At 68.0% G+C, this 16,493-nt stretch carries 15 protein-coding genes and 1 tRNA gene; 13 read left to right on the top strand and 3 right to left on the bottom strand.

Going from position 1 to position 16,493, the window contains the following annotated elements; genetic code table 11:
• The first annotated feature begins 15 nt into the window (after positions 1–15).
• From D2E24_RS05750 to D2E24_RS05780, 7 genes are all read left to right on the top strand, one after another.
• Entirely contained in the window at positions 16–1,692 is a 1,677-nt protein-coding gene (locus D2E24_RS05750; protein ID WP_125968370.1) for a L,D-transpeptidase family protein, read from the top strand.
• 197 nt (positions 1,693–1,889) lie between these two features.
• Positions 1,890–3,404 carry a Fe-S cluster assembly protein SufB gene (gene sufB, locus D2E24_RS05755; RefSeq protein WP_125968371.1) on the top strand — a complete coding sequence of 505 codons (1,515 nt, stop codon included), beginning with the start codon at positions 1,890–1,892 and terminating at the stop codon, positions 3,402–3,404.
• A gap of 5 nt (positions 3,405–3,409) precedes the next feature.
• Positions 3,410–4,645, top strand: a complete 1,236-nt coding sequence (gene sufD, locus D2E24_RS05760; protein WP_125968372.1) for a Fe-S cluster assembly protein SufD — start codon at positions 3,410–3,412, stop codon at positions 4,643–4,645.
• A gap of 21 nt (positions 4,646–4,666) precedes the next feature.
• Positions 4,667–5,446 carry a Fe-S cluster assembly ATPase SufC gene (gene sufC / locus D2E24_RS05765; protein ID WP_125968373.1) on the top strand — a complete coding sequence of 260 codons (780 nt, stop codon included), beginning with the start codon at positions 4,667–4,669 and terminating at the stop codon, positions 5,444–5,446.
• A gap of 239 nt (positions 5,447–5,685) precedes the next feature.
• Complete coding sequence (locus D2E24_RS05770; protein ID WP_125968374.1) at positions 5,686–6,954, top strand: SufS family cysteine desulfurase; 1,269 nt, start codon at positions 5,686–5,688, stop codon at positions 6,952–6,954.
• A 2-nt stretch (positions 6,955–6,956) separates the two neighbouring features.
• Positions 6,957–7,508, top strand: coding sequence for a Fe-S cluster assembly sulfur transfer protein SufU (gene sufU, locus D2E24_RS05775; protein WP_125968375.1), 552 nt, complete (start codon positions 6,957–6,959; stop codon positions 7,506–7,508).
• Positions 7,509–7,583: 75 nt separating this feature from the next.
• Entirely contained in the window at positions 7,584–8,153 is a 570-nt protein-coding gene (locus D2E24_RS05780) for a metal-sulfur cluster assembly factor (protein WP_125968376.1), read from the top strand.
• Between the two features lie 214 nt (positions 8,154–8,367).
• Here D2E24_RS05780 and glgC read toward each other — a convergent pair whose 3' ends face one another.
• From glgC to D2E24_RS05795, 3 genes are all read right to left on the bottom strand, one after another.
• A complete protein-coding gene (glgC, locus tag D2E24_RS05785; RefSeq protein ID WP_125968377.1) occupies positions 8,368–9,615 on the bottom strand; it encodes a glucose-1-phosphate adenylyltransferase in 1,248 nt (415 codons plus the stop codon).
• Between the two features lie 156 nt (positions 9,616–9,771).
• The gene (locus D2E24_RS05790; RefSeq protein ID WP_125968378.1) at positions 9,772–10,638 is read right to left on the bottom strand and encodes a TrmH family RNA methyltransferase; all 867 of its coding nucleotides are present in this window, start codon (positions 10,636–10,638) and stop codon (positions 9,772–9,774) included.
• 115 nt (positions 10,639–10,753) lie between these two features.
• Positions 10,754–10,843, bottom strand: a tRNA-Leu gene (locus D2E24_RS05795).
• A gap of 117 nt (positions 10,844–10,960) precedes the next feature.
• Between D2E24_RS05795 and D2E24_RS05800 the strand changes: the two genes are divergently transcribed.
• The 6 genes from D2E24_RS05800 to era all read left to right on the top strand — a co-directional run bounded on the left by D2E24_RS05800 (position 10,961) and on the right by era (position 16,439).
• The gene (locus D2E24_RS05800) at positions 10,961–11,755 is read left to right on the top strand and encodes a 16S rRNA (uracil(1498)-N(3))-methyltransferase (protein WP_125968379.1); all 795 of its coding nucleotides are present in this window, start codon (positions 10,961–10,963) and stop codon (positions 11,753–11,755) included.
• Positions 11,756–11,876: 121 nt separating this feature from the next.
• Positions 11,877–12,215, top strand: a complete 339-nt coding sequence (locus tag D2E24_RS05805) for a histidine triad nucleotide-binding protein (RefSeq protein ID WP_125968380.1) — start codon at positions 11,877–11,879, stop codon at positions 12,213–12,215.
• 12 nt (positions 12,216–12,227) lie between these two features.
• The gene (locus D2E24_RS05810) at positions 12,228–13,403 is read left to right on the top strand and encodes a PhoH family protein (protein WP_125968381.1); all 1,176 of its coding nucleotides are present in this window, start codon (positions 12,228–12,230) and stop codon (positions 13,401–13,403) included.
• Positions 13,393–13,938, top strand: coding sequence for an rRNA maturation RNase YbeY (gene ybeY, locus D2E24_RS05815; protein ID WP_125968382.1), 546 nt, complete (start codon positions 13,393–13,395; stop codon positions 13,936–13,938). The genes D2E24_RS05810 and ybeY overlap by 11 nt, the downstream gene beginning before the upstream one ends.
• Before the next feature lie 106 nt (positions 13,939–14,044).
• Positions 14,045–15,454 carry a hemolysin family protein gene (locus D2E24_RS05820; protein WP_125968383.1) on the top strand — a complete coding sequence of 470 codons (1,410 nt, stop codon included), beginning with the start codon at positions 14,045–14,047 and terminating at the stop codon, positions 15,452–15,454.
• Between the two features lies 1 nt (position 15,455).
• Complete coding sequence (gene era / locus D2E24_RS05825; protein WP_125968384.1) at positions 15,456–16,439, top strand: GTPase Era; 984 nt, start codon at positions 15,456–15,458, stop codon at positions 16,437–16,439.
• Positions 16,440–16,493 lie beyond the last annotated feature (54 nt).

Below are 16,493 nucleotides of genomic sequence, written 5' to 3' on the forward strand. Positions count from 1 at the left end.
ACGACAAGAGTGCACATGAACGAAGACAGCAACCAGTTCAACGGCAACGGCTACGGCCAAGGCGACGATGCATGGGACGCCGGCGCGCGCAGGACGGGACGCGGAGGCGCGTTCGCCGACCATGAGGACACGACGGTGTTCGCCCCGCTGCAGGCCGGCGACATCCCCCTTCCTCCGATCGAGGACCTGAGCGCCATCGCGGAACCGGCCGCGCCCGCCCGCCGCCGCATGATATGGCCGTGGATCATCCTGGCCGTCGTCCTCGCATTCGCCGCCGGCATCGGCGGAGGACTCTGGTTCTTCCAATCGCACGCCCTGCCCGGCGTCACCCTCTGGGGGAGCCCTGTCACCGGCAAGACCCGCGCGCAGATCGCCGCGATGGTCGACGACGCCGTCGACGGCGCCCGCGCCAAGGTCACCTACGAGGACCGCACCACCGCCGTGAGCATGGACGACCTCGGCCTGAGCGTCGACTCCACCGCCATCGCCGACAAGGCGTTCGACGCCAAGCGCGACGGCGCCTGGTGGACCCGCTACGCGTTCTGGATCGGCCAGGACGTCACCGACGCGCCCGCCGAAGCCAACGCCGCCGACGGCACCACGCTCAACGAGAAGCTCTCCATCGAGGAGACCACGCCCGTCGACGCAGGCGTCCAGCTCAACGCCGACGGCACCGGATTCGACGTCGTGCCCGGCCAGACCGGACAGGGCGCCGACGTCACGCCCGTCGCCAAGGCCGTCATCGAAGCCGTCGAAACGCTCGACCCGACCGCCACCCGCGACGTGACCGTCGACATGAGCCCCATCGAACCAGCCGTCACCGACCAGATCGCCGGCGAAGCCAAGACGACGCTCGACACGCTCGCCGCCAACCCGGTGGCGATCAAGGTCGGCGACCATCAGATCGCCTCCATCGACGCGGCGGCGCTCGCCGCGTCCAGCCGCATCGACGCGAACCGCAGCGGCAAGCTCGCCGACGGCGAGAGCCGCAGCGGATACGTCGTGTTCGACGCGGCCAAGCTGCAGTCCTACTACGACGAGCACATCAAGCCGAACCTGCAGACCGGCCGCGAGGACCGCGAGGTCATCGTCAACAACAACGGCACCGAACTGAGCGTGCTGACCGAAGGCCATGACGGCGTGACCGTCGCCGACGGCGCCGACAAGGCGATCGGCGAGCAGGCGGCCGCGCAGCTCGTCAAGGGCGGCGGCGCGGTCGAGGTCGAAGGCACCGTCGACCCGATGCAGACGAAGACCACGAAGCGCCACATCGTCGTCGACCTGTCCGACCACAAGGTCTATGCATACGAGAACGACAAGCTCATCCGCTCGATGACCATGTCCGCCGGCATGGGCAACGACTACGCGACCGGCGCGTGCGTGAGCGACCTGTGCACGCCGACCGGCGACTTCGAGATCTGGCTGAAGTACGAGTCGCAGGACATGAGCGGCAACCTGACCCTGTCCGACGGCTCCGTGTCGAAGTGGGACGTCAAGGGCGTCGGCTTCGTCAACTACTTCTCCCGCTCCGGCTGTGCGATCCACCGCATCGCCACGTCCGGCTACACGAGCGACGCGGCGATCGCCGGCATGGGCAACACGTCGCACGGCTGCGTGGGCATCGGCTGGGACCAGGCCGAATGGTTCTACGGATGGGCCCTGATGGGCACCAGCGTGCACGTCCAGCAGTAGCGGACGCCGAAGCGGATCCCGGGATTCCGGATACGGGCCCGTCGCCACGAGCGGCGGGCCCGTCCGCATATCCGGGGGAGAGCGCACGCACCGGCGCGAATGTAACGAACGTCACTTCGCGCGCGGCGGATATTTCGATCGGACTCTGGTGTTTGGCCCCGCGTTCTGTTAGGTTTGCGTAGGTACTGTTCAAGTCGATGGGAGGCACGCGCACGGTGAGTGAAAACCAGACGCCAAACGCCGCGGCTGACGTGGAGATGAGCCAGTATGTGGCTGATCGCGGCCGCGTCAACGAGGAGAAGATCAGACAGGACGACGAGATCATCAGCCAGTTCGGCGAATACGGCTACGGCTGGCATGATTCCGACGCCGCCGGCGAGGCCGCCAAGCGCGGCATCGACGAGAACGTCGTGCGCGAGATCAGCGCCGACAAGGGCGAGCCCGAGTGGATGCTCGACATCCGCCTGCGCGGCTACCGGGCGTTCGTCGACAAGCCGATGCCCGAATGGGGCGTCGACCTCAGCGGCTTCGACGCCGACGACTTCAAGTACTACGTCAAGCCGATCGAGAAGCAGGCCAAGACGTGGGAGGAGCTGCCGGACGACATCCGCACCACCTACGACCGCCTGGGCATCCCCGAGGCGGAGAAGAAGCGTCTGGTGTCCGGTGTGGCCGCCCAGTACGAGTCCGAGGTGATCTACAACTCGATCCAGAAGGACCTCGCCGACCAGGGCGTGATCTTCGTGGACACCGACACCGCGGTGCGCGAATACCCGGATCTGGTGCGCAAGTACTTCGGCACCGTCGTGCCGCCGGAGGACAACAAGTTCGGCGCGCTCAACACCGCCGCATGGTCGGGCGGATCGTTCGTGTACGTGCCCAAGGGCGTCCACGTGGACATCCCGCTGCAGGCGTACTTCCGCATCAACACGCCGGCCATGGGCCAGTTCGAACGCACGCTGATCATCGCGGACGAAGGCTCCTACGTGCACTACGTGGAGGGCTGCACCGCCCCGATCTGGTCCGAGGACTCGCTGCACGCGGCCATCGTCGAGATCATCGTCGAGAAGCATGCGCGCGTGCGCTACACGACCGTGCAGAACTGGTCGAACAACGTGTACAACCTCGTCACCCAGCGCGCCTACGTGCGCGAGGGCGCCACGATGGAATGGGTCGACGGCAACATCGGTTCCAAGGCCACGATGAAGTACCCGGCGTGCATCCTCGCCGAGCCGTACGCGAAGGCCGAGACCATGTCGCTGGGCTTCGCCGGCAAGGGCCAGTATCAGGACACGGGCGCCAAGATGATCCATCTGGCCCCGCACACCAGCTCCACGATCGTCGCCAAGTCGATCTCGCGCGGCGGCGGACGCTCCGCCTACCGCGGCCTGGTGAAGATCGTCGACGGCGCCGAGGGCTCGTCCAACTCGACCGTGTGCGACGCGCTGCTCGTCGACGACTTCTCCCGCTCCGACACGTACCCGCATGTGGACGTGCGCGAGGACGACGTGACGATGGCCCACGAGGCGACCGTCTCCAAGGTGTCCGAGGACCAGCTGTTCTACCTGATGAGCCGCGGCCTGTCCGAGGACGAGGCGATGGGCATGATCGTGCGCGGCTTCGTCGAGCCGATCAGCCGCGAGCTGCCGATGGAGTACGCGCTCGAACTCAACCGTTTGGTCGAACTGCAGATGGAAGGATCGGTGGGCTGATTCCCATGACTGCGAACAACAACGCTGAAATCGTCATTCCCGTCGCGGATCCGTCCGATCCGTACGCCGTGCCGGCGGCCATGCCGTCGAGCGCCGACCGTTCGCCGCGCTCGTTCGACGTGGCCGACTTCGCCGTGCCGACGCGCACGCAGGAGGACTGGCGCTACACGCCGGTCGAACGCGTCGAGGAGTTCTTCGAGGTCTTCGAGCCGAGTGGCGAGACGACGCTGGTCATCTCCAACGTCGACGGCACGCCGGTGAGCCCGCGCCATGTCACGGTCAGCCAGAAGCCGCTGGGCGAAGGCGGGTCGGGCGTCGTCTCCAAGCCGAACGACCGCGTGTCGGCCGTTGAATGGAATTCGGGCCGCACCGCCACGATCGTCGAGCTCAAGGGCGAGGTGAGGCAGCCGGTGCTGATCCGCGTCATCGGCGGCGGCGAGGACCTCGACGCGCTGCACCTGGTGATCGCCGCGGCGTCGCGCACGCGCGGCGACGTGATCGTCCAGCACAACGGCACCGCCCGTCTGGCCGAAGGCGTCGAGATCGTCACCGGACGCGACTCGAACGTGTCCGTCACGTTCATCCAGGAGTGGGACAAGGGCTCCAAGCATGTCGCCAACCACCGCATCCGCGTGGGCGAGGGCGCTGCCCTGCGCCATTCGGTCGTGACGCTGGGCGGCGACGTGGTGCGCATCCGCATGGACCAGGACTTCGCCGGCGCACGCGGCGACCTGAACATGCTGGGCATCTACTTCGTCGATCCGGGCGAGCATATCGAACACCGCACGATGGTGGTGCACAACCATCCCGAATGCCGCTCCCGCGTCGTCTACAAGGGCGCGCTCGACGGCAAGGACGCGCACTCCACGTGGGTCGGCAACGCGCTGATCGAACCGACCGCGCCCGGCACCGACTCGTACGAGCTCAACCGCAACCTGGTGCTCACCCCCGGTGCGATCGCCGACTCCGAACCGAACCTGGAGATCGAGAACGGCAACATCGTGGGCGCCGGCCACGCCAGCTCCGTCGGCCGCTTCGACGACGAGGAGCTGTTCTACCTGCAGTCGCGCGGCATCCCGGAGTCCGAGGCGCGCAAGCTGGTCGTGCGCGGCTTCTTCGGCGAGCTGATCGACGAGATCGGCGTGCCCTCCATCGCCGACCATCTCATGGACGTGATCGACCGCCGTCTGGCCCGTGGCGAGGAGCCCGAGACCGCCGGGGCGGATCCGGAAGACAAGTAAGCATTCGAACGAGGAGAACCAATGTCCACTCTTGAAATCAAGGATCTGTACGCCTCGGTGGAAACCAAGGACGGACGCAAGCAGATCCTCAAAGGCGTCAACCTGACCGTCAACTCGGGCGAGACCCACGCGGTCATGGGCCCGAACGGCTCGGGCAAGTCCACGCTCGCCTACACGCTGGCCGGCCACCCCAAGTACCAGGTCGAATCCGGCCAGGTGCTGCTCGACGGCGTCGACATCCTGACCATGACCCCGGACGAGCGAGCCAAGGCGGGCCTGTTCCTGGCGATGCAGTACCCGGTCGAGGTGCCGGGCGTGTCGATGACCAACTTCCTGCGCACCGCCAAGACGCAGATCGACGGCAAGGCGCCGGCCATCCGCACCTGGACCAAGGAGCTCACCGAGGCGATGAAGCGCCTCAAGATGGATCCGAAGTTCGCGACGCGCTCCGTCAACGAGGGCTTCTCCGGCGGCGAGAAGAAGCGCGCCGAAGTGCTCCAGCTCGAGCTGCTCAAGCCCAAGTTCGCGATCCTCGACGAGACCGACTCCGGCCTCGACGTCGACGCGCTGCGCATCGTGTCCGAAGGCGTCAACCGCGCCAAGGAGGCCAACGACTTCGGCATCCTCATGGTCACGCACTACACGCGCATCCTCAAGTACATCAAGCCGGACATCGTGCACGTGTTCGCCGACGGCCACTTCGTGAAGACCGGCGGCCCGGAGCTGGCCGACGAGCTGGAGGAGCAGGGCTACGACCAGTACCTGCCCGAAGGCGCCGACTCCGAATCCGCGCTCGCCTGACGGAAGTTTCCCAACCAACGAGCGGGAGTCGGGGATATCCGTTTCACGACCGTAAGGACTCGGCCAGAGCGGCCCGGAGCGTGTCGCGAGACGGATATCCCCGACTCCCGCGGTCACGAGGCCGACGGAGCCATCCGACTTCCGCGGCCACGCAACCGCCATGCGACACTCGGTCCCGACTATCAACGTCGGCCGATCAGGCGAGCACACGGCGACAGCATACGAAAAGAGACACGGCAATGGATTTCGAGGACATCCGGGACCAGTTCCCGATCCTTCAACGGCAGGTGCACGGGCGTCCGCTCGTCTACCTCGATTCGGCGGCCACCGCGCAGAAGCCGGAATGCGTGGTCGACGCGGAGAGCGGATTCTACCGTTCGATCAACGCCGGCGTGCACCGCGGCGCCCATGAGCTGGCCGCGCTGAGCACGATGGCGTTCGAGGAGGCGCGCGCCTCGATGGCGGCGCTCGTCGGCGCCGAATCGCGCGAGGGCGGCGAGGAGATCGTCGTGACGTCCGGCGCGACCGGCGGCCTGAACCTGCTGGCCACCGCCTTCTCCAACGCCTCCCAGGGCGCCGGGGGAGCGGCGGCGCGCCGCTTCGCGCTCGGCCCCGGCGACGAGATCGTCGTGTCGAAGGCCGAGCATCATTCGGTGCTGCTGCCGTTCCAGGAGCTGGCCGCCCGCACCGGCGCCACGCTGCGATGGTTCGATCTGGACGACGAGGGCCGCATCCGCTCCGACATGGCCGACGAGGTCATCACCGAGCGCACGCGCGTGGTCGCCGTGACCCATGTGGGTAACGTGACCGGCGCGATCACCGACGTGGCGCCGATCGTGCGCCGCGCGCACGAGGTCGGCGCGCTCGTCGTGCTCGACGCCTGCCAGTCGGTGCCGCATCTGGCCGTCGACTTCCATGCGCTCGACGTGGACTTCGCCGTGTGGAGCGCGCATAAGATGTACGGTCCGACCGGCGTGGGATTCCTGTACGGCCGTCGCGAACTGCTGGAGGCGTTGCCGCCGGCGTCGTTCGGCGGCTCGATGGTCGAACTCGCGTGGATGGACCGTCCGGCGCAGTACATGGCGCCGCCGGCCCGCTTCGAGGCCGGCACGCAGCCGGTCGCGCAGGTCGTCGCCGCCGGCGTCGCCGCGCGCTGGATGATGGAGATCGGTCTGGACCGCATCGAAGCGCACGAGCGCGCCATCACAGCCGAGCTGCTCAGGCTCGGCGACGTGGACGGCGTGCGCATCCTCGGCCCGAAGGACGCGCGGGACCGCATCGGCACGGTCGCGTTCGACGTGGCCGGCGTGCATCCGCACGACGTCGGCCAGTTCGTCGACGCGCAGGGCATCGCCATCCGCGTCGGCCATCACTGCGCGCAGCCGGTCCACCGGCATTTCGGCGTGTACGCGTCCAACCGCGCGTCGAGCGGCGTGTACAACACCGTCGACGAGGCGCGCGCGCTCGTCGAGACGGTCGGCAAGGTCCGTGGCTTCTTTAAGGTGTGACTATGAATGATTTCGGCATGAACGGCGACGATCTGGAGCAGATGTACCAGGAGGTGATCCTGGAGGCGTCGCGCGACCCGCACGGCAAGGAGACGTTCGCCCCCGACCTGGCGTCGGAGAGCGCCGGCGGCGAGAGCGTGGTGCGCGCGTCGCACGAATACTGCACGCCGGGCGAATCGCACCAGTTCAACCCGACCTGCGGCGACGAGGCGACCGTGCACGTGGAGGTCTCCGACGCCGAACCGCATCGCATCGAACGTCTCGTGTGGGACGGCCACGGCTGCTCCATCTCGCAGGCGAGCCTGTCGGTGATGGTCGACCTGTGCGCCGGCCGCACCGTGGACGAGGCCATGGGCCTGTTCGCCGACTTCCATGAGCTCATGGAGTCGCGCGGCAAGGGCCTGGCCGACGAGGCCAAGGAGGATCGTCTGGAGGATGCGGTCGTGTTCCAAGGTGTCTCGAAGTATCCGATGCGCATCAAATGCGCACTGCTCGGCTGGGAGGGCATGCGCGACGCGGCGGCCAGGGCGCTGGCCGCGAAGAACGCCGACTGACCGGGCCGAGTCATCGGCACGATCCATCATCGGCCGCGGCGGACGAACGCCGCGACCGGACCTGCAAGGAGTGACATGAGCGACAATCTGGTCCCCGAACCCACGGCGTCGGTGTTCGACGCCGTGAACCGGGCCGTGGGCGACGAGCGAACGGCCCGTCGCGTGATGGCGAACCCGAACCTGGCCGTGATGGTGGGCGCGGACGCCGACGATCGGAACAACGACAAGCAAGGAGACGACATGTGCGCGTGCGGCGAACGGACGAACGACGAATGCTGCGAGAACGCGATCCCGCTCAAGGCGGTCGATGAGATCGGCCGCGCCACCGCCGCCGACGTGCGCGAGGCGCTGCATCAGGTCATCGACCCGGAGCTGGGCATCGACGTGATCGACCTGGGGCTCGTGTACGGCATCGAGATCGACGAGCTGGGCCGCGCCATCATCACGATGACGCTGACCACGCCCGCCTGCCCGCTGACCGACCTGATCGAGGACGAGTGCGCGAGCACGCTGGCCGGCCTGGTCGAGGAGTTCCGCATCGACTGGACGTGGCAGCCGCGCTGGACCACCGACAAGATCACGCCGGAGGGCCGCGAGCAGCTCGCCGCGCTCGGCTTCAACTTCGACAACCTGCCGAAGTACTGACCGGCCACCGGCCGTAGGGCGACACGCCCGGACTGCGTATACGGAACGGCGGTTGCCGTCGGAAACACCGTGTGTTCCGACGGCAACCGCCGTTCTGCATGACCGGTCCGGGCGTGTCGCCGTCGGGAGTGCGCGCTTGCTTGCGTCCCACATACGACAATGGCCGCCGTCCATGTGGACGGCGGCCATCACCATACGGGGGAGCGGGAGCCGATCAGTCGTCGACAATCGTGCCCTTCGGCACGACGGTGATGCCCTCCGGGGTCACCGTGAAGCCGCGGGCGAGATCGTGCTCGGTGTCGATGCCGACGGTCGAGTTCTCGGTGAGCACGACGTTCTTGTCGAGGATCGCCTTGTAGACGCGGGCACGACGGTTGATCGTGACGTTGTCGAACAGAATCGAGTCGACGACCTGCGCCCAGGAGTGGATGTGCACGTTCGGCGACAGCACGGAGTGGTGCACCTCGCCGCCCGAGACGATGACGCCGGGAGAGACGATCGAGTCGGTCGCGTGGCCGAGACGGTCACGGCCGGCGTGCACGAACTTGGCCGGCGGCAGGGTGCCGGAGTTCGTGTAGATCGGCCACGCCTGGTTGTACAGGTTGAACTCGGGCACGTAGGCGATCAGGTCCATGTGCGCATCGTAGAACTGCTTGAGCGTACCCACGTCGCGCCAGTAGGCGTGGTCGGTCGGGGTGGCGCCGGGGATGACGTTGGAGTTGAAGTCATACACGCCGGCCTCGCCGCGGGCCGCGAAGTACGGGGCGATGTCGCCGCCCATGTCGTGCTTCGTGTTCTCGGCCTTCTCGTCCTTGGCGAGCGCGTCGAACAGGGCGTCGGTGTTGGCGACGTAGTTGCCCATGGAGGCGAGGAAGGAGTTCGGATCGTCCGGCAGGCCCTCGGTGACGTCCGGCTTCTCCTGGAACTCGCGGATCTGGTCCGGATGGTTCGGGTCGACGCTGATCACGCCGAACTGGTTCGACTGCTCGATCGGCTGGCGGATGCCGGCGACGGTGAATTCGGCGCCGGATTCGATGTGCTGCTGCACCATCTGGCCGAAGTCCATGCGGTAGACGTGGTCGGCGCCGACGATGACGACGATGTCCGGCTGCACGTCCTCGATGATGTTGATGGTCTGGTAGATCGCGTCGGCGGAGCCGAGGTACCAGTGCTTGCCGAGGCGCTGCTGCGCCGGGACCGGGGAGACGTAGTTGCCCAGCAGGGAGGAGAAGCGCCACATCTGGGAGATGTGACGGTCCAGCGAATGGGACTTGTACTGCGTGAGCACGATGATGTGGCGGTAGTCCGAGTTCACCAGGTTGCTCAGCGGGAAATCGATCAGGCGGAAGACGCCGCCGAAGGGGACGGCGGGCTTCGCGCGATCGCGGGTCAACGGCATCAGGCGGGTTCCTTCGCCGCCCGCCAGGACGATCGAAAGAATCTTCTGTTTGTTTTTCGCCATCTGATGCTCCTCTCTGTCATCTAACAGCGTCTTGCGACACCGATACTGCTTGTCGCCACGCTTCCTCGCATGGTTTTGACAGTTATCAATACTTGCACAATTTCGGCGACACGCAAGGAGACTTGCGGGCGAGTCGGAGGAGTTTTTGCGGCGTGTTCAGTCGGCGCGGGTCGCCCAGAAGGCGACGGCGCTGGACGCGGCGACGTTGAGCGAGTCGACGTTGTGGGCCATCGGGATGCGCACGGTCAGGTCGGCGTTGGCGATGGTGTGGCGGTCGAGCCCGTCGCCTTCGGTGCCGAAGATCAGCGCGAGGCGTTCGACGCGCGTCGGATCGTCGGCGGGGGCGTGCAGGCGGCGCACCAGCTCGTCGAGGCCGATCGAATCGTCCTCGAGCGCCATCGCGGCGGTCGTGAACCCGAGTTCATGAAGCCGGCGCAGGCCGTCGAACGGCCATGCGTGACGGGATTCCATGCCGATGCGCGTCCACGGCACCTGGAAGACGGTGCCCATCGACACGCGGGCGGCGCGCCGGTACAGCGGGTCGCCGCACGAGGGGGTGACGAGCACGGCGTCGACGCCGAGGGCGGCGGCCGAACGCATCAGTGCGCCCACGTTGGTCGGGTCGACGATGTTCTCGATGACGGCGACGCGCCTCGCGTCGCGGCACACCTCCTCGACGGTGGGCAGCGGCCAGCGGCGCATCGCGGCCAGCGCGCCGCGGTGCAGCCGGTAGCCGGTGAGCGACTTGAGCTGGGCGGGCGAGGCGACGTAGACGGGCACGTTCGGACCCCACTGCGCGTCGATGCGGGCGAACATGTCGGCCATGCCCTCGATCCACGGCTCCTCGACGAGCAGGGAGATCGGCTCGCGGCCGGCCTCCAGCGCGCGGTCGATGACCTTGGGGGATTCGGCGATGAACAGGCCCTTGGCGGGTTCGAGACGGTTGCGCAGCTGGATCTCGGTGAGGTTGACGTAGGCGGCGACGCGCTCGTCGTCGACGGATTCGATGGTGATGAAACGCATGGCGCCTCCGTTCGCGGTGATATGTCGGGGTCACGTCCCGCCGGGTGGCCCGGATGCGGGGGAGGCGACCTGACAGCAGATACAAGAAAACCCCGTGTCTCCACGGGGTTTTCGTTGGTGTCCGAGATGGGACTTGAACCCACACGCCTGTATAAATAGGCACTAGCACCTCAAGCTAGCGCGTCTACCATTCCGCCACCCGGACAGGTGCGTTACCGAAGCAACGAGTGATTACTCTACCAGCGTTCCGCCGTTCGTCAAATCGACGGGCGTCGTCGGCGTGTCCCCGCTGTTTTCAGGGCTTTTGGGTACGCTGGGGCGCATGACGAATCCTCTGTTTCTTCTCGATCCCGACCAGGACGACGTGCCGGTCGATGCCGACTGCCTCGCCGCCGGCTGGAAGCTGACCCTGCCCGCCGCCGTGCGCCGCCACGCCATCGCATCGATGCGGCTCAAGGAGGGCGACGGGCTCGACCTGTCCGACGGCCGCGGCCTGCGCGTGGGCGCCGAGATCGCCGACGCGCAGGCCGGTCTGGCCTTGGTGCGCGGCTTCACCCGCGAGGAACGCCCCGTGACCCGGCTCGCGCTCGTGCAGGCGCTGGCGAAGAACGGCCACGACGAGCAGGCGATCGACATGGCCACGCAGATCGGCGTCGACGAGGTGGTCCCGTGGCAGGCCGACCGTTCCATCGCCAAATGGAAGGAGGGGCGCACCGACCGCAAATGGGACCAGGTGCTCGCCGCCGCGACCGAGCAGTCGCGCCGCGCATGGAAGCCCGAACTGGGCGGATGCGTCTCCAGCAAGCAGGTCGTCGCGATGTGCCGGCGCGCCTGCGTGCACGGCGACCTGGTCGTCGTGCTCCACCAGGACGCCACCGACACGTGGGACGGCATCGAGAGCGAGGTGCGCCGCATGGCCGACCGCTGCCTGGAGGACGGCACGCCGCGCACGGTGAGCGTGGTGGTCGGCCCCGAGGGCGGCATCTCGGAGAGCGAGGTGGAGCGCTTCCGCGACGCGGGCGCCCACGTGTGCGTGCTCGGCACGACGATCCTGCGCGCCTCGGCCGCCGGCCCGGTCGCCCTGTCGCTGCTCGCACGCGCCCTGGGCAGAATCTGAACGGACGCCCGCGCGTTATCCGCGCGGGGCAATAGCATTGCCGGAAGGCAACAACGGCATGTCCGTCGTCGGCCCGGACCCGCGTCCGGGCCGACGACGGACCCCATCGAAGGAGGCAATCATGGGCGAGCACAAGGACTGCCTGTTCTGCTCGATCATCGCCGGGGACATCCCCAGCGAGAAGGTGTACGAGGACGACACCACGTACGCGTTCAAGGACATCAACCCGCAGGCCGCGGTGCACGTGCTGGTCGTGCCGCGCGAGCACCACGCGAACGTGGCCGAGCTCGCCGCCGCCGATCCGGCGCAGCTGGCGCACATCGTGGAGGTGGCCCAGTCCATCGCGAACGACGCGTTCCACGGCGACTACCGGCTCATCTTCAACACCGGCGCCGACGCCGGCCAGACCGTCTTCCACGTGCACGCGCACGTGCTGACCGGCCAGACGCTGGACGAGTAGCGAAGGGGATCAGTGGCGACGACGACGCGAACCATCACCATCCCCGCCGAGCTCGACCCCGTGGCGGTCCTGGGACCCGGCGACGAGGTCCTGCGCGAGATCGAACGCGAGTTCCCCGAACTCACGTTCGTCGTGCGCGGCGACCGCGTGTCGGTCATCTCGCGGGCCAAGCGCACCGAACCGCAGGCCGCGCGCGCCGAGGACATGCTCGGCACCCTCATGCAGGCCGCCTACAGCGCGCCGATGGACGCCGCCACCGTGCGGCGCCTGCTCGACCAGCAGGTCCTGTCGAACCGGGTGCGCCGCGAGCACCCCGGCCACGGCGCCGCGCCGCACCCCGGCATGGCCGGCCGCAGCGAGACCTCGCCGGAACCGGTGCCGGGCCGCACGCGCGAGCGCGCGCACGACCGCGTCCGGCCGCGCGTGCCCGGCGTGATCACGTTCGCGCTGGGAGCGCCGGTGCGGCCCAAGACCGCCGGCCAGATCGCGTACGTGAACGCGATCGAGACGCATACGGTCACGTTCGGCATCGGCCCCGCCGGCAGCGGCAAGACGTATCTGGCGGTGGCGAAGGCCGTGCAGGCGTTCCAGGAGCGCCGCGTGCGCCGCATCATCCTGACGCGCCCGGCCGTGGAGGCGGGGGAGAGCCTCGGCTTCCTGCCCGGCACGCTCAACGAGAAGGTCGACCCGTACCTGCGCCCCCTGTACGACGCGCTGTCCGACATGCTCGGCTCCGACCAGCTGCGCCGGCTCATGGACGACGGCACGATCGAGGTGGCCCCGCTGGCCTACATGCGAGGCCGCACCCTCAACGACGCGTTCGTCATCCTCGACGAGGCGCAGAACACCACCGAGCAGCAGATGAAGATGTTCCTGACCCGACTGGGCTTCAACACGACGATGGTCATCACCGGCGACATCACGCAGGTCGACCTGACCGTGCCGCGCTCCGGCCTGGCCACCATCGAGCACATCCTCGGCGGCATCGACGACATCGCGTTCGCCCACCTCGAATCCGGCGACGTCGTGCGCCACCGCCTCGTCGGACAGATCGTATCCGCCTACGACCGCCATTCGGCCATCGCGGGCGACCACAGCACCAAGGCCCGCCGCGAGCACGGCGAGGCGAAGCAGTACGCGCGCGGGCACCGACCCGCCACGGAAAGGAGCGACGCCGATGAGCGTTGAGGTCACCAACGAAACCGTCTGGACCATCGACCCGAAGGTCTTCTCCGACCTGGGCGTATGGGTCATGGACCAGATGCGCGTGAGCATCCAGTCCGACCTGACGATCACGTTCGTCGACCCCGAACCGATCGCCGAACTGCACGAACGGTGGATGAACCTCGAAGGCCCCACCGACGTGATGAGCTTCCCGATGGACGAACTGCGCCCCGGCGACGGCGGCAACGTGCCCGAAGGCATGCTCGGCGACATCGTGATCTGCCCGTGGGTCGCCGCCCAGCAGGCCGCCGCGGCCGGCCACGGCCCGCTCGAGGAGATGATGCTCCTGACCATCCACGGCATCCTCCACCTGCTCGGCTACGACCACGTCGGCCCCGAACAGGAACGCCAGATGTTCGGCCTGCAGCGCCAGCTGCTGCTCACCTTCATCGCCGTGCGCCACGGCGCCGGCATGCCCGTCGGCCTGCCCGCCGGCAGCCCCGACGCGCTCGCCGAATACGAGGCCACGCACGGCACCAACCGCGCACTGGGCCACTGACCGGCCCGCCGGCCCGAGAGGCCCGGTCCGGCCCCCGCCGTGCGCGGCCGGGGCCGGACCGACGCGACCACGCACGCGCACACCCCATCCGACAAGAAGGAAACCCATGCCGTTCGCAGAACCGTCGACCATCATCCTGACGGCTGCCCTGACCGTCGTCGCCGCGCTGCTCGTCTGGCTGTCGCTGAGCATGGCGGCCGCCGAAAGCGCCGTGTCGCGCGTCACCCGGGCCAGTCTCAACAACCTGATCCTGGAGGTGCAGACCGACCCGGAGGTCTCGCAGTTCCTGCGCATGAAGAAGATCGCCCGCATCCACAAGGTGCAGCACCTCATCGCCGACCGCTACTCGACCGCCGGCTCGTGCGCGTTCTTCCGCATCGCCTGCAACGTGCTCGACGGCGTGCTCGTCGCCTGCATCGCATCCCTGTTCGACGCGCCCGTCTGGGCCGGCCTGCTCGCCGGATTCGTCGTGGCGCTCGCCGTGGCCGTCGTGTCGGTGCTCGTGCGGCCGCGTTCGGCCGGTGCGTACAAGCCGGTCGACATCATGCTCTCGAGCGCCGGCCTCGTGTCGGTCGCCGCGGCGCTCACGCCGTTCGCGCGCATCGGCGGCCAGCCCGACCTGTCGGACGACGAGGAGCTCGAGAAGATCCAGATCGAGCAGGGCAAGGCGACCATCGACCGCCTCGTCGAGGCGAACGACTTCGACCCGGAGATCTCCGAGATGATGCGCAACGTGCTCACGCTCTCCGAGACGCTCACGCGCGAGATCATGGTGCCGCGCACCGACATGATCTGCATCGAGCGCACGGAGACGCTCGCCGACATGCTGCGCCTGTGCTCGCGCTCCGGCTTCTCGCGCGTGCCGGTCATCGGCGACGACGTCGACGACCTGATCGGCATGGCCTACCTCAAGGACGCGGTGCGCGCCACCGCGTTCAACCCGGCCGCCGCCGACCGCGAGGTCGCCTCGATCGTGCGCCATCCGATGCTCGTGCCCGAATCCAAGCCCGTCGACGACCTCTTCCACGAGATGCAGCGCACGCGCCAGCACGTCGCCGTCGTCGTCGACGAATACGGCGGCATCGCCGGCCTCGTGACCATCGAGGACGCGATCGAGCAGATCGTCGGCGAACTCGAGGACGAGCACGACCGCACCCAGCACGCCGACCCGGAGCGCATCGGGGACGGCCGCTGGAGCATGCCGGCGCGCACGCCGATCGCCGACCTGGAGGAGATCTTCGAGATCGACATCGACGAGGACGACGTCGACACCGTGTACGGCCTGCTCACCAAGCTGCTCGGCCGCGTGCCGATCGTCGGCGCGTCCGCGGTGACGCGCGGACTGCGCCTGACCGCCGTCGACTCGGCGGGCCGGCGCAAGAAGGTGTCGACGATCGTCGTGGAGCCGGCGCACGTCGAGGGCGTCAAGGATGATAGCGAGACGTCGCGGCACGCCGGGGACGACCGCGCCCCGAAGGCCGACGGCACCGACAACGACAAGGCAGGCAAGGAGTAGCATGAGCGAACAGAACGACCATCGTGAGCCGGTGCAGGGCGAAGAGGTCTACCGATCCGGATTCGTGGCCGTCGTGGGCCGCCCGAACGTGGGCAAGTCCACGCTCATCAACGCGCTGATCGGCAAGCAGATCGCCATCGCGTCGTCCCGTCCGGAGACCACCCGCAAGGCGATCCGCGGCATCCTGACGACCGACCACGCGCAGCTCGTGCTCGTCGATACGCCCGGCATCCACCGTCCGCGCACGCTTCTGGGCCAGCGCCTCAACGACATCGTCGACGAATCCCTGTCCGACGTGGACGTCATCGCGTTCCTGCTGCCCGCCGACCAGGAGATCGGCCCGGGCGACCGCCGCATCCTGAGCCGTCTGCGCTCCGACTTCGCCACCAAGCGCGAGGACGGCACGTTCGCATGGCGCGTGCCGCTCATCGCCATCGTCACCAAGATCGACGAGCTCGACCGCGGCCAGCTGATCGACAAGCTCATCGCGATCAACGAGTTCGCCGACTTCTCCGACATCGTGCCGGTGAGCGCGTTGGAGCACGACAACCTCGACGAGGTGCGCAACGTGCTCATCGACCACACGCCCGAAGGCCCGCAGATGTACCCGGACGACCAGATCAGCGAGGAGCGCCCCGAGGAGACGATCGCCGAGCTGATCCGCGGCGCGTTCCTCGAGGAGCTGGACGACGAGCTGCCGCATTCGCTGGCCGTCGTCGTCGACTCGATCGAATACCCGTCCGACAACGAGACCGGCGCCGGCTACGACGGCAAGATCGACGTCATGGTGTCCGTGTACGTGGAGCGCGACTCGCAGAAGCCGATCATCATCGGCAAGGGCGCGGAGCACCTCGTGCGCGTCAAGAAGAAGCTGCGCACGCCCGTCAACCGCATCGTCGGCGGCAAGGCCCGCCTCGACCTGCACGTCAAGGTCGCCAAGGGCTGGCAGTCCGACCCCAAGCAGCTGGAGAAGCTCGGCTTCTGAGCCGGGTCGCCGGTCCGGGGTCTCTCCGGGCCGGTCGCTGCGCATAGGACATGA

Source organism: Bifidobacterium samirii (assembly GCF_003952945.1).
GTDB lineage: Bacteria > Actinomycetota > Actinomycetes > Actinomycetales > Bifidobacteriaceae > Bifidobacterium > Bifidobacterium samirii.

What these genes read in the sequence shown, in the direction of transcription:
- D2E24_RS05750 (WP_125968370.1), top strand. Translation starts at nt 16, where the DNA reads ATGAACGAAGACAGCAACCAGTTCAACGGCAACGGCTACGGCCAAGGC.
- sufB (WP_125968371.1), top strand. Translation starts at nt 1,890, where the DNA reads ATGGGAGGCACGCGCACGGTGAGTGAAAACCAGACGCCAAACGCCGCG.
- sufD (WP_125968372.1), top strand. Translation starts at nt 3,410, where the DNA reads ATGACTGCGAACAACAACGCTGAAATCGTCATTCCCGTCGCGGATCCG.
- sufC (WP_125968373.1), top strand. Translation starts at nt 4,667, where the DNA reads ATGTCCACTCTTGAAATCAAGGATCTGTACGCCTCGGTGGAAACCAAG.
- D2E24_RS05770 (WP_125968374.1), top strand. Translation starts at nt 5,686, where the DNA reads ATGGATTTCGAGGACATCCGGGACCAGTTCCCGATCCTTCAACGGCAG.
- sufU (WP_125968375.1), top strand. Translation starts at nt 6,957, where the DNA reads ATGAATGATTTCGGCATGAACGGCGACGATCTGGAGCAGATGTACCAG.
- D2E24_RS05780 (WP_125968376.1), top strand. Translation starts at nt 7,584, where the DNA reads ATGAGCGACAATCTGGTCCCCGAACCCACGGCGTCGGTGTTCGACGCC.
- glgC (WP_125968377.1), bottom strand. Translation starts at nt 9,615, where the DNA reads ATGGCGAAAAACAAACAGAAGATTCTTTCGATCGTCCTGGCGGGCGGC.
- D2E24_RS05790 (WP_125968378.1), bottom strand. Translation starts at nt 10,638, where the DNA reads ATGCGTTTCATCACCATCGAATCCGTCGACGACGAGCGCGTCGCCGCC.
- D2E24_RS05800 (WP_125968379.1), top strand. Translation starts at nt 10,961, where the DNA reads ATGACGAATCCTCTGTTTCTTCTCGATCCCGACCAGGACGACGTGCCG.
- D2E24_RS05805 (WP_125968380.1), top strand. Translation starts at nt 11,877, where the DNA reads ATGGGCGAGCACAAGGACTGCCTGTTCTGCTCGATCATCGCCGGGGAC.
- ybeY (WP_125968382.1), top strand. Translation starts at nt 13,393, where the DNA reads ATGAGCGTTGAGGTCACCAACGAAACCGTCTGGACCATCGACCCGAAG.
- D2E24_RS05820 (WP_125968383.1), top strand. Translation starts at nt 14,045, where the DNA reads ATGCCGTTCGCAGAACCGTCGACCATCATCCTGACGGCTGCCCTGACC.
- era (WP_125968384.1), top strand. Translation starts at nt 15,456, where the DNA reads ATGAGCGAACAGAACGACCATCGTGAGCCGGTGCAGGGCGAAGAGGTC.